We start from the raw sequence: 22846 nt of genomic DNA on the forward strand, positions 1-22846 counted from the left end.
GCCAGACAATGAATGATTTAAAACCGATACTGAACACACTGTGGCGTGCTAAATCAGCGCCGCTATTATTGATACTGCAAATTGCTGTGACTTTTACGATATTGGTGAATGCGGTATATCTGATCATCCAAAAGGAAGCTCTGCTAATTGAGCCAAGTGGACTGGATGAGGACGTGATTTTCACATTTCAGACCAATGTACAAAGCAGTGAACCGGAAGAAATGATCGCGCTGGTTAAACAGGATTTAAGGGATATTCGTAGCTTATCCAGTGTTGAAAATGTGACTGTCATGAATGCATTTCCTTTGAGCGACTGGGGTAGCTATGCACTGACCGGGTTAGGTCCAACTGATGAAGACATGAATATCTACACGGGTTACTACACCGGAGATGAGCATGCCATCGACACGATGGGGCTGGAGTTAATTGCAGGTGAGGCACCGACAGAAGGTGAGGTACAAGACTCGATAGATTTTAGTGCAAATGTCACACAAGCGATTGTGTCTAAAGGGTTTGCAGAGCGCTTTTACCCAGATGACTGGCGTGCGATATTGGGCACTACTGTGTATTTGAACTATGAACCTTATATTGTGAAGGGCGTGGTCAAAGAGTTGAAATCTGTCTGGCCAGGCTGGTACTCCCATGCCAATACGGTATTGGTTCCGTTACGACACATCAGCAACAATTATAAGGTCCTGGTGCGCGCCCGGGCAGGGGATCTTGAGCTGGCAAAACTACAAGTCGTAGAGCTGCTTATGAAGACACCGGGTCGCCATTTGGATAAAGTGATGGACTATCAGCAGATGCGTGAAGATAAGTTCAAATCCGAGACTGCGGCGATCAAGACTCTGTACTGGGTCATTGTAGGGCTGGTGCTCCTGACATTGTTGGGAATTTTTGGTCAGGCGCGTTTTACTATTGTAAAGCGTCGCAAACAAATAGGTACGCGTAGGGCACTGGGCGCCAGTCGGGGAGACATTTTGCGTTATTGTATGACAGAAAATGCGATTGTGACCTTTATCGGCATTGTGTTAGGTGTGATCTGTGCGCTGCTTGCGAATGTTCAGCTGGTTAATCACTTTGATATGGCACCAGTACCCGTTATTTATTTACTTCAGGTCGCAGGGGTTATTCTGATTGTTGGTCAACTGGCAGTGTGTCAGCCTGCCTGGATGGCGGCCAGAGTGTCTCCGGCGCTGGCAACTCGCAGTGTCTAACAGACGCAGGCAACACACTTAATGTAGTAGCCTCACAGCCAGGTTAAACTTTCCCCAAAAGGGGGCTTACGCACTCTTTTGGGGTTTTATTAATGTCATTTTATAGTCATTTTGTAATTTTGTTCTAACATTATATGAAACTAATGTTATCAGGAACGGGATTATGCATCAGCCAGACTTACTTCCAGTCGCAGATATCTTCTCTGAATCAATAAATAACAGTGGCTGTTACGGTGTTGTTAAGTACATAAAGGGAAGTCAAAGTGTTTATGTTAAACAGGTGTTTATTAATCGGCTTGGTAGCGGGGTAAAACCGGAGCTCAGCGCCGACGACATCGAATTCTTCCGCTATCTGGATTCCATTTTGCGTTATTGCTACGTACTGGTGTACGTTAAAAACGCCACAACAGGTGATTATGACAGTGCTATTTTCCTTGATGATTATGAGGCCATCCAGGGAATAAGCAAAGAAGAAGCGCAACAACGCCTGGTTGATTTACACACTGTGGTGGGCTACTTAAAAACCGCGATGCAGTAATACAGTGCCCATTCAGGGATGTATGACGATATTCTGCTGGTCACAGTGTTCAGCAAAGCAAGCCGTGATCACCACATTGCCCTGATAATCAGACAAAGGCAGCGTGGTTGAGCTATACGGTTCATGATTGATATACCAGCGAACCGCATTACCTTGCGGATCACCTCCCCCCGACACCGTTAACTCTATCTTTGTAACCTGCTGACGATAATAATGCTGACCACTGCGTGGCTGAATAATGCGGATCTGGTCGTTGCCAGCCTGTTGTGTGGGGGTATTGTTTTGTGCCAGCCAGCTGGCAAGGTCGTCAGGCCAGCCGGGGTCTGTCACAAAATGTCCCTGACTGTGCATTGTGGGTGGGGTCATGCCATTGAGGGTGTAGGCTGATAATTGTGTATGGCAAGCCCTGTCAGGAGTATTTTGGTGTGCCACGCCACCAGGCCAGCAGATCTGTACTGGCTTGACCTGAGCAGGTAAAGCGAGACTATGTGCATCAGCTGGAAGTAAGTCAAATACGTCAAACATCAAAGGCGCGGCGCGTGTTGCTCCCAGATATCCGACTATCGGGCTGGCATCAGGACGACCGACCCACACTGCCACCGTGTAGTCTGCGCTTACACCAACTGCCCAGAAATCCCGGTAACCATAGCTGGTGCCGGTTTTCCAGGCGATTTTGCGACGATTGCTGGGGACGACCCGATCCGGTGCCGACAACTGACTAAGCATCTCAAATGTGATCCAGCTGGCAGCAGGGGAAAGCAAAGCATATTCCGAACGCGGATAACGCGAGTTGTGAGCGATAAGAGATAAGTCCCTGACTTTGCCTTGACTTGCCAGTGCGCGATACAGGCGCGCCAGTTCGATTAATTCAATCCCAGTGCCACCCAGTCCGACTGCGAGGTTAGCATGCTGATGATGCAGCTTAACCTGGGCATTGCTCAGCTGCTGTTCAAAGCGCTCGGCACCGATCCTATGAAGCAACTGAATCGCTGGTACATTGAGAGAGTGCTGCAAAGCTTTGCTGGCGCTCACTGGCCCATTAAATTGTCCGGTGAGGTTTTGTGGCTTATAGCCGTCAAAATTGCTGGGGATATCGCTCATCAGGCTCTGACTGTGGATCAGGCCAAGATCCAGTCCCAGCCCATAAATAAACGGTTTTAATGTTGAACCCGGGGAGCGCACCGCGCGGATCATGTCGACATGCGCGAACCGGCTATCATCGCGAAAATCAACGGAGCCTTGGTATGCCAATACTTGAGCACGCTGATTATGCACTATCAGAACGGCTGCTGAACTTTTGCCGGTTAACCTGTGCTTTGTATTCGCCAGTAACTTGCTGAGGCGCTGCTGTAGCGTATGATCCAAGGTGGTACGGATCACATGCTGCCGCGGGTATTGGCGTTTTAGTTGACGACTTAACAACGGGGCCAGAGGTGGTTGAGCGTCATAGGATAAGCTTATTGGCTCCCGGCTCAATAGCGCTAGCTGTTCGGTATCTACCAGTTGGCTGTCGACTAGTCGTCGGAGTACTTTATTACGCATCGCTCTTGCGCGTTCGGGGTAACGATCCGGGCGGTTGTAGGACGGTTTTTGAGGTAATACGACTAATAAGGCAGATTGGTTAATCGATAGGTGCCTGGCGGGTTTGTTAAAGTAACGTCGCGATGCAGCTTCTACGCCCTCGATATTTCCACCAAATGGTGCCAGGTTGAGATATAAAGTCAGGATCTCAGTTTTGCTATAGTGCCATTCCAGTTGCAAGGCTCTGGCAATTTGCTTTAGTTTGCCCGGGATTGAACGTTCATGTGGGTCAAGCAGCCGGGCTACTTGCATGGTCAGGGTTGAACCGCCAGAAATAATCCGGCCATTGGCCAGCCATTGCCACAGTGCTCTGCACAGTGCCAGTGGGTTGACGCCGGGGTGATAGTAAAACCAGCGATCTTCGTAATCCAGCAGGGCAGTCACATAAAATGGATCAACCTGCTCCAGGGTGATTCGATAGCGATGCACGCCCCGGTTGTCGCTGAAGGCGCGTAATTGTTGCCCATCACGTGCCGTAACCACAGTAGCCGGACCATCCGGATAGGGCTGGGGTAATGGATATCGCCAGTCCAGCCAACTTAGTAGCAGCAGACCCAGCCCCCCAATCGCCAGAATAATTCGAGCGGGGTAGCCAGGAGGTCGTATTGGCCTAGCAGATATCACGTTGGTGCCTCTGTGACATATCAGCGCTCGACCTCTAATTGATACGGATATTGCCAATAAATGACATGTTTATGAGGTCGATACATAGATTCCAGGTAACTTGGCGGTACCTGGTAAATACCGGGCACTTCTGCTCGCAGTACATAAGCAAACTGGTATTTTTGGGTTGTGAGCCTGAGTGCTGCGACATAACGATCGTTGCGGTATTCAGTGTGCTCTGTGGGCGCCAATGTGACGTGTTCAGGCAGTAATTGTGAGACCGGAAACCCTTGCATTAGTGCGGGGTTCTCAAGTACAAATCCAGCGGGGATGCGCTCAATTAAGAGTGCATCCGGCACGGGCTCTTTGAGCTGTACATCAAGCACCACGACCACACGCTCGCCGACTTTGAAACGGGTCTTATCCAAAGGTTGCCCATTCAAATCAAACAGGCGTCTGACCATACGCTTGGTTTCCAGAGTGTTAAACGGACTAATCTCATTTGCGATGCTGGGATCCAGTTTGAGGCGGCCTTTAGCCATCAATTGGACATAAACTGGCTCGTCATGTGGGTTGCGTAGTGTCATCGTTTGCGTAAGTGTATGACTGATCACCGCAGGGTGCTGTAATTGCTGGTCATTTATTTCCAGTCGCACTGGGTTGTCTGGGTCGGCCTTGTTGACGTGTACGGCAGTACGCAGCAAAGCGGCACGCTCTTGCGTGCTGAGCCAGGTTTTCAGGGCTTGATCTGGCAGTTGTTCCAGCAAGCTTGTCTGAAGCGCACGTGACTGAGTGCGCAATGCGGTATGCTTTGCCAGTTTCGTTAGTATCAGGGCTGACTGGGCGTCGTCACGCAGTTCAGAGCCGTAGTCGGCAATATAGGTGTCAGTACGATTAAGTGTGCTGGCTTGTCTGAGCAGTAACGCTGCCTGTTGGGTAGCACCGACATTGGCCAGTGCCGACGCCATATGCAGTATGCTTAATCTGGACGGATAGTCGGTGATCCGCAAAGACTCTAAGTCGCTGTAGCTCACCTGACCGCGCTGACTAGCAAGATAAGCTGCGAAGCTCTTTGCTGCGGTTGCTTCATACGCATCCTGGCTGAGGTCATCGACCAGGTTATCCCGGGTATATCTGAGCATGCGGTAGTGTGCTCGGTTGAGCATACTTTGCGGGACTGTGCCTGGAAAACGGCTTTGCGCCTGGGTTAAAAACTCTGTGACATAAGCGCTTAACCAGGGATGCTCAGCGCCCTGGCTATCCCACAGAGCAAAACCACCACTGGGCTTTTGCATGGTTTTGAGCCGTTGTACAGCCTGACTGACCAGTGTGCGGGGGTCGTTTAGTTGTTCTGCCTCGGCCTGTTTGCTCTGCAGCGCTTGCTGTAAAGCACCATCAAGTTGCGGGTGCCTGAGCAGAAACGGCCAGGCTTTGCTGGTGGTCTGCTCTGCGCAGCCATAAGGGTAGGCACGCAAAGCGGTGGCATATTCCCGAATAGGTAATCTGGGCGTATGACTAGCGTAAAGGGTACCTGCATCCGCCTTGTCGACGTGCAACCCATGCCAAAGTGCTGGACTGATTTGATGGCTCTGTCCGGGAGAGAGCATCAGGCTGGTGGCTTGTATTATGTCAGGCTCAATGGCTTTGATGGGCACAGACCAGCTGCGTGTTTGTGTGATGTCTGTATTCTGCAACTCAATTTGTACGGTTGCGGTGCGTGACAAGGGAGCGTTGGCAACCACCAGGCGCAGGGTCTTGCTCCAATGTGCTTGGTCGTCCAGCGTCATTGTAAAAGTGGTGTCTTCGGTAAACTGAATAGGGCCAGAAGGCTGGAGGCTGACGGATAAGGTCTGCTTTCGGCCACTGACGTTATGCAAGTCCAGCGTGACGGAAGTTTCATCGCCCGGGACTAAAAAGCGTGGAACGCTGAGCTCTGAAATAACAGGGGCGCTGACCGGTCGGGAGTCGACGTAGTGACCTACTTGGGATTGATTGAAAGCGGTCGCGACGATTTGAACCTCGCCGTTGTAGTCTGGCATATCGAGCGTGACGCTCGCTTTGCCGTCAATCAGTTTCACCGGTTGAGTCATCAGGATCACGGTTTTGCTTTCGACCAGGTCATCATTGCGGTTGTCGCTGCGTTCATTGCTGTCACTGCCAAAGCGGGACTGCGCAAACGGGTCGGGGCGGTTATCATAGCGTCGAGAATACAAATCAACCACATCGCCTCCGTAACGACGTTGATTAAACAGGTAATGATGTGGGTCTACCGGGTAATAGCGGCTCAGGTTCAGGATCCCTTTATCAACGATGGACAAAGTTACCCAGCTATTGCTGGCCTCAGATCCCGCCATATTGTCAGCCTGGATCTCGACAGTGAGTGGTTTGAGTGGCGCTATTTTGTCTGGCAAAGTCAGGCTAAGCATCAGCTCGCGGTCTTCCCGCGCCAGCCTGACTGGGACAATGCCAAAATGACGTTGTAGCGTGCGGGATTGACCACTGAGCAAGGTTGCACTGAGATACAGATCGTGGCGAGCCAGTGCTTTATCTAAAGGTACGCGCAGCGTCGTCTTTCCTTTACGTACGGTGTGACTTTGTGACCACAGCACTTTGTCGGTCTCCAGCGCCAATTGCAGTTGTCCATCAGCCGGGGCCTCCAATTCGACCGTCACGATTTCGCCGGCCTGGTAATGGGTTTTATCCAGTTGCACAGTGAGATGTTGTGGTTTGGCCTTAAGTTGCTGATAACCCCGATACCAGCCAGCGTAAAAGTCATAAACGGTTTTAATCTGACTGTTTATGTCAGTGACGGTTAGTCGATAGTTGCCCCAATTTACCGGGAAGAGTACTGTGTGAGTGTTCTGGATCAGGTTGACGGTTTGCCTGGCTTCACTGCGCCACTGTGGCTGAGACTGACGACGCCAGCCTATGCCTTCTTCATAAAACCAGAAGTAACGACCCTGGTCGTAACTGAGTTCGACCTCCAGCTCACCACTTGTTAACTGCTGACCATCCGGGCTCAACAGCGCCACTTCAAACTCGGCATCCGTGGCGTATTTAAACTCTGCCTGTGCGGGTTTCACCGCCGGTAGCGGGTGTGATTTCCAGCTGGTGTAACTTAGCTGGCGTTGCACCGCCGCGCCGCCGGACTCAAGCAGGCTTAAATTAACTTGGGTTTTTACCGGGCTTTTGAGTGCTCCGGCAGGCACTGTGGGCAGAGTCAGTGCCAGGGTTCCCTGTTCAGATAAGCGCTGATCTGGCAGTGTCTGAAAACGGTTACTCAGGTAAAAATCTTCGCCCACGAAAAAAGCGGCATAGGGACCCGGATAGTGACGCACGGCAGAATGAATCAGACTGGCTTTTAACGTATTGCCTGCCGCGGGACTGCCAAACAAGTAACGCCCTTGTACGGAGACCGCCATGGAGGAGCTGGCACTGACGAATGGCCGTTGTCCGCTGAAGGTCAAATCCATGCGTTCAGGCACAAACTCTTCCAATTGAAACTCAAAATGACCGATTGCTGACTGCGCAGTGGGGTCGAGCATTACCGACACTTTGTAGCGCCCGGTTGGCCAGCTTTTTCCTGTATGAAGGCGTTTACTAAAGAAACCGCCCTCTTGAGGGCTCAGTTGTTCGCGGAGCATTTCCTCTTGCAAGGGGTTGGTTACGCTGAGCGTAACGGGCTGATCAACAATTGCGATGCCGTCACCATCTCGCAAAAGAATGTTCACGGGTAAAGTCTCACCCGGTTTAACTAAATCTCGGTTGCTGTATATGTAGGCTTCCTGTTCCTGATAGGGTCGGCCACCAATCTGGTAATCTGATAAATCAAGCGGGACTTCCTTGATGGGCAATAATGCTAGTTCAGGCTCGTCCTGCTCACCGTACTCAGCAACGATGATGTCATCGCGGTTCAGTGTGATATCAAAATGCACGGCGCCATGCGTATCGGTTTTGGCCTCGCGCAGTAGTTCATGCTTGCGGTAGGCCTTAACCCTGGCACCTGACACAGGCAATCCATTGGACAGCTGGTTTACCTGAAAGCTGGCATGGCGCTTAAATACTTTGGCCTGTATGCCCAAATCAGTCAGTAGCAGATGTTTTGCCTGTAAATCATTAAACATGCCGGGCGCCTTTAATACGATGATATACCATCCGCTGGGTAAGGATTTGGGAATGGGCAATCGGGCTGACTGGGTGCCTGTTTTGGTGCTGGTGGGCAGCGTAAATCGGTCGGCAAAGACACTGTCGTAGGTGTATTGCAGTCTATCCAGCGAGCTGGGATAGAGCTTGTCTGTCAGGTAGTAACGGCTAAGAAAGTCGTGTGCACTGTTGAGCCGCAGCAATTCCACATCCACAGCTTCAATATGCTGATAGGTGATTGGAATAGACTGGTTGGATCCTTTAGCGACCAGGGGTCCCGAGCCAACAATGGCCAGTTTAGGTTGCTGCATGACTTTGGCTTGAGCCTGAATGCCCGTTTGCAATAAGAAGATAAAAAAGAAAACAAACACGGCAAAGGAATGAAAGGGGGTTTTACCCGACATGTTAAAGCTCCTTGGGCCTGCACAGGGCGCAGTTGGGTTTTTGGTAGTTCCTTGGTTGCCGGTAAAGGCGTCGTAAGATCATATCATACATCAGATTACGAATCTGGGGGTCAGTAACGGGATAACAGATTGTAGTACATCAGCGTGAACAGTGAGTGAAGCACGAAGCATTGCCCCGGCAGATACTCTGCGAGTAAAATGGTGAATTGGTAAAGTTGAACAGTGATACACTTAGGGTGTCTGGGAGTAAATATGATATTACCGGTTATTTTGTGTGGTGGCTCCGGAACCCGATTATGGCCCATGTCGCGCGAACGCTACCCCAAACAGTTTTTGCAGCTGGGCTCTGAGCACACGCTGTTGCAGGACACTTTACTGAGACTTGAGCCAGACGATCATCAGCCAGCACTGGTGATATGCAATGAAGTACACCGTTTTATTTGTGCGGAGCAAATGCGCGCCATTGGCTATCAGGCTGGTGGGATTATATTAGAGCCAGAAGGGCGCAACACGGCACCAGCCATCGCTCTGGCAGCGCTCAAAGCCTGTAAAACAGGAGACGATCCAATATTGCTTGTACTGGCGTCTGATCACTACATTGGTGATGTTTCAGCATTCCGTCAGAGTATTGAGCGGGGTCTGACTTTGGCGCAGGCGGGCAAATTGGTGACCTTTGGTATTGTGCCCGACAGCCCGCACACAGGGTACGGATACATTCAATGTGGTTCGCCCCTTCCCCATGCTACTGGAGATGACATGGGTGCTGAGGTCGCAGCGTTTATTGAAAAGCCTGATGTGCAAACAGCACAAGGCTATCTTGAGCAAGGCGGTTATCTCTGGAACAGCGGTATATTTTTATTTAAAGCAAGTGAATACTTAAATGAGTTGGCGCAGCACAGACCGGATATCTTGCAGGCCTGCGAACAGGCGATGGCAGAGCCGCAAGCAGATCTGGATTTCATCCGTGTCAATCGTGAGGCGTTTTTAACGGTCCCCTCCGAATCAATAGACTATGCCGTAATGGAGCACACAGAGCATGCTGCAGTCGTTCCTCTGAATGCGAAGTGGAACGACATCGGGAGCTTTGAAGCGCTTTGGCAAACCCTAAGCAAAGACCCCCAGAACAATGCCCATATCGGCAATGTCATGGCGCTGAACACACGAGATAACCTGGTCTTCGCACAGGAGCGTCTGGTGGCAACCGTTGGGGTGCAGGATCTGGTGGTTGTTGATACCAAAGATGCATTGTTGGTGGCTCACCGCAGTCAGAGTCAGACAATTAAGTCACTGGTGGATGAGTTGAAAGATCGTGAATTAGCACAAGTAACAGACCACAGAGAAGTTTATCGACCCTGGGGCAAGTATGACATTGTTGATCAGGATCAGCGCTTTTTGGTGAAACGGATCACAGTCAGACCCGGACATAGCCTGTCACGACAATTGCATTATCACCGGGCGGAACATTGGGTGGTGGTGTCAGGCACTGCTGAAGTGGAGATAGGTGAAGAGCGTCGCTTGTTGTGCGAGGATCAGTCGGTGTTTATTCCAGCCACTGTGGTACATCGGCTCAGCAATCCCGGTAAAGTTGATTTACAACTGATAGAGGTACAATCGGGCAGTTATCTGGGTGAGGATGACATTATCCGGTTTGAGGATGATTATACCCGGGGGACGCATGACTTCAGTTAATTGCGCACAGCTCATTGCGCAAAGTGGTGTGCAGTTTGGTACCAGTGGTGCCAGAGGGCTCAATGATGGATTTACGGCCCAGGTGTGTCAGGCTTTTATGGTCGCTATGATTGCACAACTGGCACCTCGTTATGACTTCAGTGGGGTGGTGGTGGGTATGGACAACCGTCCTTCCAGCCCGAAAATAGCGCAAAATTGTATCAGTGCGTTACATGCTTTAGGGATGACTGTGCAGTTTGCCGGGGTGTTGCCGACGCCGGCATTGGCCTTATATGCACAACAAAATAAGATGGCGGCGGTTATGGTGACTGGCAGCCATATTCCCTTTGATCGCAATGGACTTAAGTTTTATCACCCCTATGGTGAAATAGACAAAGCCGATGAAGCTGCTATTGTGGCTTGTCGGGCTGTCCCAAGCCCAATGAACATACAACCTCTGCCAGACCCCGATCATAAGATAAGTGCGCCGTATTTATCTCGTATATTGGATGTTTTTCCGGTTGATTTATGCGCCGGGCTGACCATTGGTGTGTATCAGCACACCAGCGCCGGGCGTGATTTATACGTTGCTGTGTTAGAGGCTTTGGGCGCGAAGGTGATTTGCCTGGGACGCAGCAGTAAGTTTGTCCCGATTGATACTGAAGCTGTCAGCGAGCAAGATAAATCCCTTGCCCGGCAATGGACCTGTGAGCATCGGTTAGATCTGGTATTCAGTACTGACGGCGACGGGGACAGACCCATGATAGCCGATCATTCAGGGCATTGGCTCAGAGGCGATATACTAGGGCTGTTGTGTGCTAAAGCACTAAATATTGAGGCGCTGAGTGTTCCACTGAACTGTAACACCTCACTAGAGCTGTGTGGAGAGTTTAAGCAGGTTAGGCGTACGCGAATAGGCTCTCCATATGTGATTGAGCAACTTACTCATTTGGCTGACATCTACCCGACAGTTGCCGGATTTGAAGCCAATGGAGGGTTTTTGCTGGGCTCGGATATCATGATGAATGGTAAAATCATTGAACGTTTGCCGACCCGGGATGCATTACTCCCGCTGCTGGCCATCTTGTATCTGGCTAAGCAACGTGACACTACATTGGCTCAGTTAGTGTGCCAATATGCCGTACGCTTCACTGCCAGCAATCGTTTACAAGGGGTTGAAAAGGCCAGCTCAGAGTCGCTGTTAGCTGCGTTGCAGGCACAGCCTCAAAGGCTAGCAGATGTGCTTAAGTGTGATTGTTTGCCGGTGATATCCAGCACACTGGATGGTGTACGTTTTTTGCTCGAAGATGAGTGTATCGTACACCTGAGGCAATCAGGCAATGCGCCTGAGCTGCGCTGTTATGCCGAAGCATCATCGCAGCAGCAGGCAGATGAATTGGTTGAAATACTGCTGGGCACGTTGGCGCAGCAATTGTCTATGCCTGTACCAGACAATTGATCTGGGTGAGTAAGTCCTGAGGCGCAGTATCGCGGGTATCATTCAGGTACTCTTCAAATGGTGGATGATCAACTAATTCCAGCCCACTTTGTGGTAGCCATTGGCCAAACAGCCAGTTGTAGGGTTGCTCCAGCTCACTGTAATCCCCTTTAAAAGTCACCGAAACCACGTTACCCGCAGGAATGGTGATGGCCTCAAAGGTGGCTTGATCGAACTCAGTGCCTTGGGGCAGGGTGATACAGGCCATGGCTCGGAGGTTATGCTGTTCTACTGTTTGTGGGTCGTCATAGTAAATGCCAAAGTAACGGGTCTGCTCGTTAATGAGGCCTGCGCTGCTGGCCATCATCCCGAGTTTTTCGAAGGTTTTTCCGATCTGCATATAGTCGCCCTGATGGAGCAGACCAATCAGAGTCAGTGCGTTTTGTTGCGTTTGTTTTACCTGGTACATGGTGTTGTACTCCTGTGGTTGAGCCGGATAAAACGCAGCGCTGTGCAGAATATCGCTTTGCTGTTGCTGGCGAAATTGATTGGGGGTCATACCATAATGGCGGCTGAATGCACGGTTAAAGGCTTCAACACTGCCATAGTTAACCCGCCTGGCGATTTGCTGCTGGGTGAGTGTGCTGCGAACTAAGTAGGATGCCGCCTTCAACATGCGCATACGTCTTACTGTGGCGTTCACTGGTTCACCTATAAACTCACGAAAGATGCGATGGAAGTGGTAACAGGACATACAGGCCACGTCGGCCAGTGTATTTACGTCCAGATCCTGATCAACATGATCATACATATAATCAATCACTCGCAGCAGGCGCTGCTGATAGTGGTTGAGTGTGGTGATACGTGTTGTCATGGTGCTTTCTCGCTTCGGTTACAGGTCAATCAGTTTAGCATCTCAGGATGCACACAGAGGATGTTGGCGACGAAACTTAGCGTATATCAGGCGCGATTGATAATGTTTGCGCACTTGCCGAAATTCGCAAATTGAGGCCTGTGGTAATTTGCTTTACACTGACTCACGTGTATCACATGGATAAAGGATCGGGAGATATAATGAAGTGCACAAGTTGTGGTGAAGGCCAGCTGCGCCCAGGGTTTATTGAAGGCTTATTTCGGGCGCACAGCTGTGACCAGTGTCAGGGGGATTGGATCCTGATCGAGGATTATGTTGCGTGGAAAGAGCGTAACCCTGACTATCAATTTGCGGAACATATTGAGTTTGGCAATGAGGCAGAAGATAGCAAACGCGCGCTGATCTGCCCTGTGTCTGGGACTTTGATGCGTAAATTCAGGATCAGTGCAAGTAGCGCACATCGGGTTGATTACAGCGTCGCCACTGGCGGCATTTGGCTTGATAAAGGAGAATGGCACTTACTGAAAGCCGAGGGGTTGGCTGGCGCGCTGAACCAGCTGGTTACCCAGCAGTGGCAGCAGCAAATCCGCGAAGACACCAGCCAGCAGAACTTTGCTGATATCTATCAGGATAAGTTCGGTGACGAAACCTACCAACGATTGCGCGAAATCCGTGCTTGGCTGAATAACCATCCTCAGAAAGCTGACCTGAGAGCCTACCTGATGGCAGAAGATCCCTATTCAGCCGAGCGTTAAGCGCATCGAATTGATGAAGGTGGCTACAATTAAACTTGTTTAGCCACTTGTTCAGGTTGAACAGTGCTTTTGGTGCGTCGTGTCAGCCAGCGTGCTACTGGCTTTTCAATCCCATAATGGAGTAACCCGGCCAGTATTATCATTGTGAGTGTGGTGAACACAACCAGGCTGGCAATGTTGTGTTCGTTACCAAAGCGGTTAAACAACATGTAGCCGAGATGCTGATGGAGTAGGTACAAAGGATAGGTGAGTATGCCCAGGTAGTACCAGCGACGAAATCTGAATGGGTGACGTTTTGCCAGGGCGGTCAGGCACAGCAATGCAAAGAATATCCCATTGATGAGGGCGATGGTGGGTCCGTTAAAGGGAATATTAAACCAGCTTTGCATCAGCGCACCAAACAACACCGACTGAGTCAGCATAAATGCCAGCGAGAGTACCAGCAGACCTGCACCTTGCCAGTTCAATCCATCACGGCGTACAAGATAAAACACGCAACCACAGGCAAAGTAGCCACTCCAGTGTGGAAACATCGCCACAAACATATTGATGTTACTGCTCCAGGGAAAAAACAGCGCAAGCAAACTGACGCTCAGGACCAGTGCCAGTATGGCTCTCAGATAGGGCATAAGTCCGCATGCGACAAGCAAGACCATACACAGATAAAACTTGAGCTCGATGTACAGTGTCCAATAAGCGCTATCCAGCGATGCAACGGAAAATAGTTCCTGTGCCATGGTCAGGTTGGTCAGGTACTGCCCAAGCGAGACGTTAAACAGATCTTTGCCCCACAGTAAAGTGGCCAGCGCAGTGATGGTCAGTGCTGCCCAGTAGGCAGGGTAAAGCCGGATAAAACGCGCGGTTAAGAACTCCCTGAGTGTGCGCCCTTGCAGGCTCATCAAGATCACAAATCCGCTGATGACAAAGAAAAAATTAATGCCCATGTAGGTATAGCGGGTGACTTCACGGACTGCCTCAAAGTCGGCGATTGGTGCAAACCCTTCCATATGCCCGGTGTATGTGTAGTGAAAGATCACCACACCCAGCGCACAAATAAAACGCAGCAGGTCCAGTTCATAGACGCGTTGTGTCATAACAGCTTTCCTTATTGTTTTTATCGTGGCAGCTATGATGAGAGAGAGCATGGTTACTTGTCCATAAATTAGACACAAATAGGCGTGAAACATTTTCATGCGTCTGGCAAGTTAGGGGGTTACTGCTGAGTGTGGTCAGTCATTGCTGTCAAGGATGCGGTATCTTTGATGCAAAAACGATCAAGTTATCGTCACTGTTTTTGTAAAAAGGTGAAACCCTCGCCAAACATCCGGCACGACGCAGAATAATAAGTGCCGGAGGTGAGGGTTTCAGAGAGAGTTTAGCGATGCACCTGCGCCATTAATGACTGCCACCAGGTTTGATTTAAGTAGGCCTGATTAACGGTGATGATTTCTCCGGGTGTCGGTGTATTGAGCACAACACCTTGCTGCTGTGCTGCGCTATGCACGCGCTCCAGCGGGTCATACCAGCTATGAAAGGCCAGATCAAAGGTCCCGTTGTGAATGGGGATCATGATTTTGCCGCGCAGATCCAGGTGTGCCTGCACGCTTTGCTCAGGGGTCATATGAATATCGGCCCAGTCGGCATCATAAGCACCCGTTTCTATCAGTGTGTAGTCAAAGGGGCCATAGCGCTCACCAATGTCTTTGAAACCGGGGAAGTAGCCAGAATCGCCACTAAAATAAAGGCGTTCATGGGCGGTTTTAATGACCCAGGAGCCCCACAATGTGCGGTTTGCATCGCTCAGGCCACGCCCGGAAAAATGTTGGGTAGGGGTAAATGCCACCATCACATCCTGATCATGCTGCTCCTGCCACCAGTCAAATGAATGAATTTTTTCAGCGTTTATTCCCCAGCGACGCAAATCGCCTTCAACACCAAGTGGTACTAAAAACTGAGCCGTTTTTGCATTGAGTTGTTTGACCGCCTGTTTGTCCAGGTGATCATAATGATTGTGAGAAATCAGCACTTTATCAATGGGTGGCAGTTCATCAAGCGAGATGGGGGGCTGATGAAAGCGGCTTGGCCCGATGAATGAAAAGGGGGATGCCCGCTCGGAGAAAACCGGGTCTAACAACCAGTAAGCTCCATTCACTTTGAGCAATACCGAAGAGTGACCAAGCTTAATGATATGTATGCCGACATCGGGCAAAGCGTTTAACTCAGCGCGGGTTAACTTTGAAACAGGGAGTGCTTGCTCAGGCTCTGCAGCAACTTTGATTTCGGTAAAAAACCGCCAGGTGATCGCCAGCGTTTTGCTCAGACTGGCAGGCACGGTTGGGTGCAGGTTTTGAAACCGGCCTTGTTGAAAATGCGCTGACTGGTAACCCTGAGATGGCACCTGTGCATTAAGATTAGAGATCATAGAACAGCCCCCCATAATAGCGCCAAACACGATGGCGAAAATAACAAACCACTTTTTCATTGTGTGATCCAAAAGTAAACTACACTGTGTAGTTTACTTTTTTTGGTGGAAAAGTAAACTATAAAGTATCTTTTTTTGAATGAACTATGCGGGCTGGCTGCTTTTGTCTACTCCAAATGCCTTGGCGCAGACAGCAGTTGGTAAAGCTTCTCTTTGAATCCCTTAGCTTTTTTCAGTTTTCTGAGCAACACCCGGCACTCATGGAAATTGATGGACAGCAGCGTATCTTGCGGTGCACTGCCGACGATACCGTAACGGATCTGTTCTTGATGCTGTACGTCCGAGTAAGTGCCAAACAATTTGTCCCAGATGATCAGCACACCTGCAAAGTTCTTGTCGAGATAGCAGGCGTTACTGGCGTGGTGAATTCGGTGATGTGTGGGGGTATTAAACACGTGCTCCAGCCAGCCCAGTTGACCAACCAGTTGAGTATGAACAAAAAACTGAAAGGCGAGGTTAATGGCAACGACAGCCAGGACCAGTTCAGGCACAAAGCCCAGTAAGATCATCGGGGTCCAGAATAGCCACATGCCAACAAAGGGGTAAAGCAAGCTTTGGCGAAAGGCCGTCGAAAAGTTCATGTGTGCAGAGCTATGATGGACCACATGTGCTAACCATAGCCAGTGCACTTTGTGCGAAGCACGATGAAACCAGTAGTAAAGGAAGTCTTGCAATAAAAAGGCGCCAAGCAGTGTCAGTGCTGTCAGAGGAATGTCAAACAGTGCTAATTTATGCAACCAATAAAACAGCGGCATCAGAACACCCAGGGCCAATAGGTCAGCACCTTGATGGAGTATGGCGAGTGCCACGTTGTGCAAACTGTCCTTAAGGCGGTAGTGCCCGGATGCAATGCGATATTCCAGCACTATAGCAACCACAAAGATTGGACTGAGTAGTAGTAAGATCCACTCAACGGATAGCATAACTGGCCTCCAGACGCGTCAGGGCGAGGTTGATATCACGGGTGATCAGTCGGCGAAGAATACAGCCTGGCAGGTACCAGGGCGCAGTAAAGCGTACATGGTAATCAATTCGGGTCGAAGTGTTATTGCCGATTTGACGCAGCCGGATCTCTCCCTGGTGTTTTTTCACCGGAAAATCGCCGACGATTTGATAGCGGATAGAGCCTGGATCGGCATGCTGGATCTGTTCATAGAATCTGAGCCCCAGCATGCGCACTTCGCGAATGCAGCCATTGCCACCACGAATGGCCGGATGCACAGCACTTTGCACGACTTTGAACTGGGCATTAAAAAAGCGATCTAACCTCGGGTGATCGAGCAGGGTCTCCATTATCTGATGTGGCGTAGCGGCGATATCTCTTTGGCAGCGAACATTGACCATGGTTTCTCCTTATACACAGTTTTGTCTAGTGTAAGAGAGGTTTATCTGGCAATCTTGCCAATAGGCGACGTAATTTTGTCCAAATGCGACATGGAAAACACTTTAGATAAAAACTATTTCAGCAGTGTGCAGCTCTATCTGGAGCAATTAGGCTGGTTGCACGAAAACAGCAACAGGCACGGAAATAACACGGAAGCAGAGCAGGGGGCGAGGATCCCATTGGCTGAGTATGAGCAGGTATTGCACGTTGGGGCTGAGCTGACTAAAGACCCTTTGTTTGGTTTTCACCTGGGCCAGCAGATCCAGTCTGTGGATTATGGCGTGCTGGGCTACCTGGTAGAAAGCTGCGAAAACTTGCATCAGGCGCTGATAGCACTGCTCAGATACGACCAGCTCGTGGCCAGTATAGGACAAGCGCAATTTCATCAACAGGATGCGCGGGCTGTCATTGCCTGGGTGCCTAACTCACGAACTTCTCGTCATGTGATTTTGCGTAATATGACCGCCTGGGTTGCTTCAGTGCGTGCCTTGTTAACTCAACGCGCAACACCTGAGCGTGTTGATTTAACCTGCTCATTGAGCAGGGCTGAGTGCTCAGAGCTAGCGCTGTGGTTTGGTTGTCCTGTGGTCGGTAGTCAGCATTGTAATCAGATTGTGTTTCAGCGTGCTTACCTGTCGTTGCCGTTCAGACGCGCGAATTGCGTTATGCATGAGGCGTTACAGCGTCTGTCAGACAAAGCGCTGGCGCAACTTCAGCAGCATCATACCGTGGCGACACAGCTTCGCATCATGCTGGCTGCCCGTCGCGATCTCAGTGATTGTCAGCTGGACAGGTTAGCTGGTGAATTAAATAAATCGGTGCGTCAGGTACAAAGGCAGCTTAAACAATGCAACACCAGTTACTCGCAGTTACTGACCGAAGAGCGGCTTAGGCGGACTCAAGACTTACTGGGCACCATGCCACTTGCCGAGTTGGCAAGAGAGTTAGGGTTTAACGAACAAGCGGCATTTAACAAGGCGTTCAAGCGCTGGTTTGGGTGTTCTCCTGGAAAGTTCAGTAAACAAAAGCAGAACACTGAGGATATCTGAGTAGGATTGGTGACTGAGTTCGACGTAAAACGGGACGTTTACAGTCCCGTTATCCTGTCTTACCAAGTAATACAGACAGAGCCACCACCTTCGATTTGTTTGTCCATATGGCAGGCTGCACCGCCAGAACATGCGCCCTGGCCACCGCCAATGCGGGGTGTCATTTTGTTGTTGATTGATTGCGGTTTCTGAGTCAAGTTCTTATAGTTCTTTTTGTTTAGGTTAAGCTTCATGATTAGTCCTTTTTTAACTTAGTTGATGAATGACAGCCACAGCGATTAAAGTAAAGGTGCACAGACTGTACGAAATTCATACTGAACTATAAAGAGACATTTGTATATATGGTTTGTTAATAGGTGTAAATGAGGTGTTTTTTGATCTGCCAGATAGGAATATGGCAGATCAGAGAGGAAAAATTATAATGACTCGCTGTACTGTGTCATGATTTGTTCAATCCAGGCTGCAATACGTTCATCACTTTTTTCGTACTGGCTGTCTTCATCCAATGCCAGGCCCACAAACTGGCTTTTGTCTTCAGTCAGTGCTTTGGACGCTTCAAATTCATAGTCGCTGCTATTGGGCCAATATCCCAAAAAGTTGACGCCCTGTGGCGCAATTTTATCGTGTAGCATACCCAGTGCGTCCTGAAACCATTGTCCATAGCCCTGTTGGTCACCCATACCAAATAATGCGATGGTTTTTCCGGCAAGGTCGACCTGGTCGATGTCGTCCCAGTGTGACTCCCAGTCTTCTTGTAACTCGCCAAAGTCCCAGGTTGAGATACCGAAGATCACAAAGTCGAACTGCTCTGCATTTTTCAGAGGTTCATCTTTGATATTGTGGAGCGACAGGATGTCTTTACCCATGATCTCTTGCATCTTTTCTGCTGCCATTTCTGTGTAGCAGGTAGTTGAACCGTAAAATAACCCGATCTGCATAGTAGTCTTCGCTCAATTGGCTGTTATTATATGGCGCGAAGTCTACCTTATGGTGTAACGAATTGATACAGGCGGCCCGTGACCGATATACAATTATCTGACTCAGCCACGCACAGTAACAGTGAGCTGATTGAATCTTTCCTGGATGCGCTTTTTCTTGAGCAGGGGCTCAGTGACAACACCCTGGCTGCCTATCGGGCAGACCTGGATAAGTTTGTCCGTTATGTTGTGGCGCATCTCGATGACAAACCATTGCTGGCCATCAATAGCGCAGATGTGGAGGCCTATCTGGCCTATCGGGTCGATCAGGGGCTGAAACCGCGCAGTACCGCGCGGGCAATGAGTGCCCTTAAGCGCTTTTATGCCTATTGGGTGAGCAAACAGGTACTCCCTGCCAGTCCTTTAACACATATCGCACAACCCAAGTTGTCGCAGTCGTTGCCTAAAACCCTCAGTGAGCAGGAAGTTGAAGCCCTGCTCAGTGCACCTGATGTGGCAGACCCTATGGGTCTCAGAGACAAAGCTATGCTGGAATTGTTGTACGCAACGGGATTGCGGGTTACTGAGCTGGTAGGCCTGCGGATGGAGCAAGTCAACCTGCGTCAGGCTGTTTTACTGGTTCGTGGTAAAGGGGGCAAAGAAAGATTGGTCCCGATGGGAGAGGAAGCGTTGCATTGGGTCGAACAATTTTTAAAAATTGGACGAGCTCAAATGGTGAAGCATGCGAATGACTTCGTCTTTGTCTCAAAGCGCGGTATTGGTATGACCCGGCAAACTTTTTGGCATCGTATCAAACACTATGCTATGTTGGCAGACGTTAAGTCACCGTTATCGCCACACACGCTGCGTCATGCGTTTGCAACACATTTGCTCAATCATGGGGCGGATCTCCGCGTTGTACAGATGATGTTAGGCCATAGCGATTTGTCGACAACCCAGATTTATACGCATGTTGCCAGTGAGCGACTAAAATCGCTTCATCAGCAACATCATCCTAGGTCGTGATGGAATTTATTCGCAGTAATCCGGTCCTAGTGATTAACAAGAGCAATTTTACGAGAAAAACATGAAAAAGTTACTTTTAGCAGCGTCGCTCGCTTTTAGTGTCGGTGCCTTTGCCGAGACAACCGAAGAAGTTTCACCAATGGCGGTTAGCCCCATCGCATCTCAGTTTGCGGATCTGGGCTTAACAGTCAAAAGTGTATCAGACAGCCCCATTTCGGGCCTTAAGACTGTGATCACAGACAAAGGGGTATTTTATGCAAGCCCTAACGGTCAGTATCTGGTTCAGGGGACTATGATTGATGTGGCTAACCGTCGTAACATCACCGAGGATGCTCTCAGTGATGTACGTAAAAGTGGTGTCGCTGAGTACCAGGATTCAATGATCGTGTACAAGGCGGAAAACGAAAAACACCAAATCACGGTCTTTACTGACATTACCTGTGGCTACTGCCGTAAACTTCACCGTGAGCTGGATGATTACCTGGCAGCGGGCATTACTGTTAAGTATCTCGCGTTTCCTCGTGGTGGCCTGAGCGGTAACGGTTACAAAAGCCTGATGAACGTTTGGTGTGCCGATGATGCGGCATCAGCCATGACTGAAGCGAAAGCGGGTAACACCATTGCGGATGCAAAGAATTGTCAGGCACCGGTTGCTGAGCATTATCAGCTTGGTCAGAGTTTTGGCATTTCCGGTACTCCGGCCATCGTGCTGGAAGACGGCAGCATGATCCCGGGCTATCAGCCAGCAGACGCATTGGCAAAAATGTTAGACCAGGCGGGCAAAAAATCTTAAATCTGAGGTATACTCTCAACGTTTCTAAAAAGGCCTGCGGGCCTTTTTTGCTTTGTGGAGGTTTATACCAATTTCACTTAATTAAGCAAATTGGTATTACTTCACGTCATCAGGTAGTTCAGAGAGTGTTATGCAAACAGAGATCCGACCCAGATTACGTGTCGATGACAGTCATTTACCCGCCCACCTTCATCCTGTCATTAAACAAATTTATGCCGCAAGGGGTGTAAAAGAGGCCCAGGAGCTTGATAACAGTGCAGCGACTTTGCTGGATTTTCGTTTGTTCCGGGATATGGATAAAGCCTGTGCCTTATTGGAAACAGCATTACACCAGCAGCAAAGTATACTCATTGTGGGCGACTTTGATGCCGATGGCGCCACCAGTACCGCCGTATTGATGGAGGGGCTGCGTCTGTTTGGCCTGCAGCAAGTCGATTACCTGGTTCCTGACCGTTTTAGTCTGGGTTATGGTCTGAGCCCGGCACTGGCAGAGCAAATAGTCCAGCTTGCCCCACAACTGGTGATCACCGTTGATAATGGTATCTCTTGTCTGGCAGGGATAGACATCGTCAAGCAGGCTGGCATTGCTGTTCTGGTCACCGATCATCATTTGCAGGGTGAGCAATTGCCCAATGCCGACGCCATCGTTAACCCTAACCGTCACGACTGTCAGTTTCCTTCAAAATCCATTGCGGGTGTTGGTGTGGCGTTTTACTTGCTGGTGGCATTTCGCCATCATTTGCGCTCTTCGGGTTATTTTGAGCGTCAGGGTCTGACTCAGCCTAATCTGGCGTCTTTGCTGGATATCGTGGCATTGGGGACGGTCGCGGATGTCGTTGCCCTGGACGCCAACAACCGTACTTTAGTACATCAGGGACTGGCGCGAATTCGCAAAGGGCAAACCCGGCCTGGGATCCGTGCTTTGATTGAAGTGGCAAATCGCACCGCAGCCCGGCTTAACGCCAGTGATTTTGGATTTGCACTGGCACCGAGGTTGAATGCCGCAGGGCGACTGGACGATATGAGTCTGGGTATCGCTTGTTTGTTGTCTAAAGAAGAGCATCAGGCAAGGCGTATTGCCGCACAACTGGATAGCCTGAACCAGGAACGGCGAGAGATAGAGCAGGGCATGCAACAAGAAGCGCAGGCGGTGCTCGAGCGTTTGGTTGCAGCACAGCAGAGTATTCCAGATGCAGTGTGTTTGTATCAGGATGACTGGCACCAGGGGGTAATTGGGATCCTGGCGGGCAGACTGAAAGAGAAATACCATCGCCCGGCGATTATTTTTGCTCAGGGTGACAATGACGAAATTAAAGGATCGTGCCGCTCGATTGAAGGCTTGCATATGCGTGATTTGCTGGAGCAGATAAACACCCGCCACCCGGACTTAATCGTGAAATTTGGTGGCCATGCGATGGCGGCTGGCTTGACCATCAGAGAAGCCGACTTTAGCGACTTTAAACGCACCTTTGAGGCCCTGGTCAGCGAAACCCTCAGCGAAGAGCATAAGCAGTCGGTATTACTGACAGATGGTGAGTTACCAGCTGAGTGTTTTAATATGGACTTTGCCATGTTGCTGCAACAGGCTGGGCCCTGGGGTCAGCATTTCCCTGAGCCGGTATTCAGCGGCGTGTTCGAGTTAGTGCAGCAGCGCATTGTCGGAGAGAAACATCTCAAGCTGGTGCTTAAACACCCCAGCGGTAAATTGGTTGATGCGATTGCGTTTAACATAGATGTGCGGGCCTGGCCAAACACCACGGCACAGATGGCGGAGTTAGCTTATCAACTGGATATCAACGAGTTTAGAGGCAAGTTTACCTTGCAGTTGATAGTTCGGGAGATCCGTGCCTGCTAACATTTGCGATAAAGGTATAAAATGTTCTCTTTAAGGGCTGATATCCGAGCCTATTATTTGTTAGTATTGGCCGTTTAGACCGCTTATATAATGTGTTGAGACACAGTGGTCGCAAAATT

18 protein-coding genes are annotated in these 22846 nt (G+C 49.9%); 9 read left to right on the plus strand and 9 right to left on the minus strand.

The window, feature by feature from the left end:
• Nucleotides 1-8 precede the first annotated feature (8 nt).
• Nucleotides 9-1217, plus strand: coding sequence for an ABC transporter permease (locus tag PRUB_RS05795; RefSeq protein ID WP_010386895.1), 1209 nt, complete (start codon nt 9-11; stop codon nt 1215-1217).
• Nucleotides 1218-1380: 163 nt separating this feature from the next.
• Nucleotides 1381-1755: a hypothetical protein gene (locus tag PRUB_RS05800; RefSeq protein WP_010386894.1), complete on the plus strand. Its 375-nt coding sequence runs from the start codon at nt 1381-1383 to the stop codon at nt 1753-1755.
• Nucleotides 1756-1767: 12 nt separating this feature from the next.
• Here the strand turns inward: PRUB_RS05800 and pbpC are convergent, their stop codons facing one another.
• Together pbpC and PRUB_RS05810 are read right to left on the minus strand one after the other, a co-directional pair.
• Nucleotides 1768-3960, minus strand: a complete 2193-nt coding sequence (pbpC, locus tag PRUB_RS05805) for a penicillin-binding protein 1C (protein WP_162144630.1) — start codon at nt 3958-3960, stop codon at nt 1768-1770.
• A 20-nt stretch (nt 3961-3980) separates the two neighbouring features.
• Complete coding sequence (locus PRUB_RS05810) at nt 3981-8486, minus strand: alpha-2-macroglobulin family protein (RefSeq protein ID WP_010386892.1); 4506 nt, start codon at nt 8484-8486, stop codon at nt 3981-3983.
• A gap of 252 nt (nt 8487-8738) precedes the next feature.
• Between PRUB_RS05810 and PRUB_RS05815 the strand changes: the two genes are divergently transcribed.
• Entirely contained in the window at nt 8739-10175 is a 1437-nt protein-coding gene (locus tag PRUB_RS05815) for a mannose-1-phosphate guanylyltransferase/mannose-6-phosphate isomerase (RefSeq protein WP_010386890.1), read from the plus strand.
• Entirely contained in the window at nt 10162-11613 is a 1452-nt protein-coding gene (locus PRUB_RS05820) for a phosphomannomutase (RefSeq protein WP_010386888.1), read from the plus strand. The genes PRUB_RS05815 and PRUB_RS05820 overlap by 14 nt, the downstream gene beginning before the upstream one ends.
• Here PRUB_RS05820 and PRUB_RS05825 read toward each other — a convergent pair.
• A complete protein-coding gene (locus tag PRUB_RS05825; RefSeq protein ID WP_010386885.1) occupies nt 11591-12466 on the minus strand; it encodes an AraC family transcriptional regulator in 876 nt (291 codons plus the stop codon). The two genes, PRUB_RS05820 and PRUB_RS05825, sit on opposite strands and share 23 nt — an antisense overlap.
• A 200-nt stretch (nt 12467-12666) precedes the next feature.
• On the opposite strand from PRUB_RS05825, the gene PRUB_RS05830 reads away from it, so the two are divergent.
• On the plus strand, nt 12667-13221 hold the full coding sequence (locus tag PRUB_RS05830) for a TFIIB-type zinc ribbon-containing protein (protein WP_010386884.1): 555 nt from the start codon (nt 12667-12669) through the stop codon (nt 13219-13221).
• Nucleotides 13222-13250: 29 nt separating this feature from the next.
• On the opposite strand, the gene PRUB_RS05835 is transcribed toward PRUB_RS05830, so the two are convergent.
• The 4 genes from PRUB_RS05835 to PRUB_RS05850 all read right to left on the minus strand — a co-directional run bounded on the left by PRUB_RS05835 (nt 13251) and on the right by PRUB_RS05850 (nt 17047).
• A complete protein-coding gene (locus tag PRUB_RS05835) occupies nt 13251-14315 on the minus strand; it encodes an acyltransferase family protein (RefSeq protein WP_010386881.1) in 1065 nt (354 codons plus the stop codon).
• A gap of 281 nt (nt 14316-14596) precedes the next feature.
• The gene (locus tag PRUB_RS05840; protein WP_010386879.1) at nt 14597-15703 is read right to left on the minus strand and encodes an MBL fold metallo-hydrolase; all 1107 of its coding nucleotides are present in this window, start codon (nt 15701-15703) and stop codon (nt 14597-14599) included.
• A 107-nt stretch (nt 15704-15810) separates the two neighbouring features.
• Entirely contained in the window at nt 15811-16626 is an 816-nt protein-coding gene (locus PRUB_RS05845) for a sterol desaturase family protein (protein ID WP_010386877.1), read from the minus strand.
• Nucleotides 16613-17047: an SRPBCC family protein gene (locus PRUB_RS05850; RefSeq protein WP_010386876.1), complete on the minus strand. Its 435-nt coding sequence runs from the start codon at nt 17045-17047 to the stop codon at nt 16613-16615. The genes PRUB_RS05845 and PRUB_RS05850 overlap by 14 nt, the downstream gene beginning before the upstream one ends.
• A gap of 90 nt (nt 17048-17137) precedes the next feature.
• Here PRUB_RS05850 and PRUB_RS05855 point away from each other — a divergent pair, with 90 nt between their 5' ends.
• Entirely contained in the window at nt 17138-18136 is a 999-nt protein-coding gene (locus tag PRUB_RS05855) for an AraC family transcriptional regulator (RefSeq protein WP_010386874.1), read from the plus strand.
• Nucleotides 18137-18195: 59 nt separating this feature from the next.
• Here the strand turns inward: PRUB_RS05855 and PRUB_RS05860 are convergent, their stop codons facing one another.
• Together PRUB_RS05860 and fldB are read right to left on the minus strand one after the other, a co-directional pair.
• Nucleotides 18196-18369: a hypothetical protein gene (locus tag PRUB_RS05860; protein WP_155946185.1), complete on the minus strand. Its 174-nt coding sequence runs from the start codon at nt 18367-18369 to the stop codon at nt 18196-18198.
• 183 nt (nt 18370-18552) lie between these two features.
• Nucleotides 18553-19074: a flavodoxin FldB gene (fldB, locus tag PRUB_RS05865; RefSeq protein ID WP_010386872.1), complete on the minus strand. Its 522-nt coding sequence runs from the start codon at nt 19072-19074 to the stop codon at nt 18553-18555.
• A 78-nt stretch (nt 19075-19152) separates the two neighbouring features.
• On the opposite strand from fldB, the gene xerD reads away from it, so the two are divergent.
• The 3 genes from xerD (at nt 19153) to recJ (ending at nt 22727) form a co-directional block, all read left to right on the plus strand.
• Complete coding sequence (gene xerD, locus PRUB_RS05870) at nt 19153-20079, plus strand: site-specific tyrosine recombinase XerD (protein WP_010386870.1); 927 nt, start codon at nt 19153-19155, stop codon at nt 20077-20079.
• Nucleotides 20080-20140: 61 nt separating this feature from the next.
• A complete protein-coding gene (dsbC, locus tag PRUB_RS05875) occupies nt 20141-20872 on the plus strand; it encodes a bifunctional protein-disulfide isomerase/oxidoreductase DsbC (protein WP_010386868.1) in 732 nt (243 codons plus the stop codon).
• A gap of 130 nt (nt 20873-21002) precedes the next feature.
• On the plus strand, nt 21003-22727 hold the full coding sequence (recJ, locus tag PRUB_RS05880; RefSeq protein ID WP_010386866.1) for a single-stranded-DNA-specific exonuclease RecJ: 1725 nt from the start codon (nt 21003-21005) through the stop codon (nt 22725-22727).
• Nucleotides 22728-22846 lie beyond the last annotated feature (119 nt).

The sequence above is a fragment of the Pseudoalteromonas rubra genome (assembly GCF_000238295.3).
Lineage (GTDB): Bacteria > Pseudomonadota > Gammaproteobacteria > Enterobacterales > Alteromonadaceae > Pseudoalteromonas > Pseudoalteromonas rubra.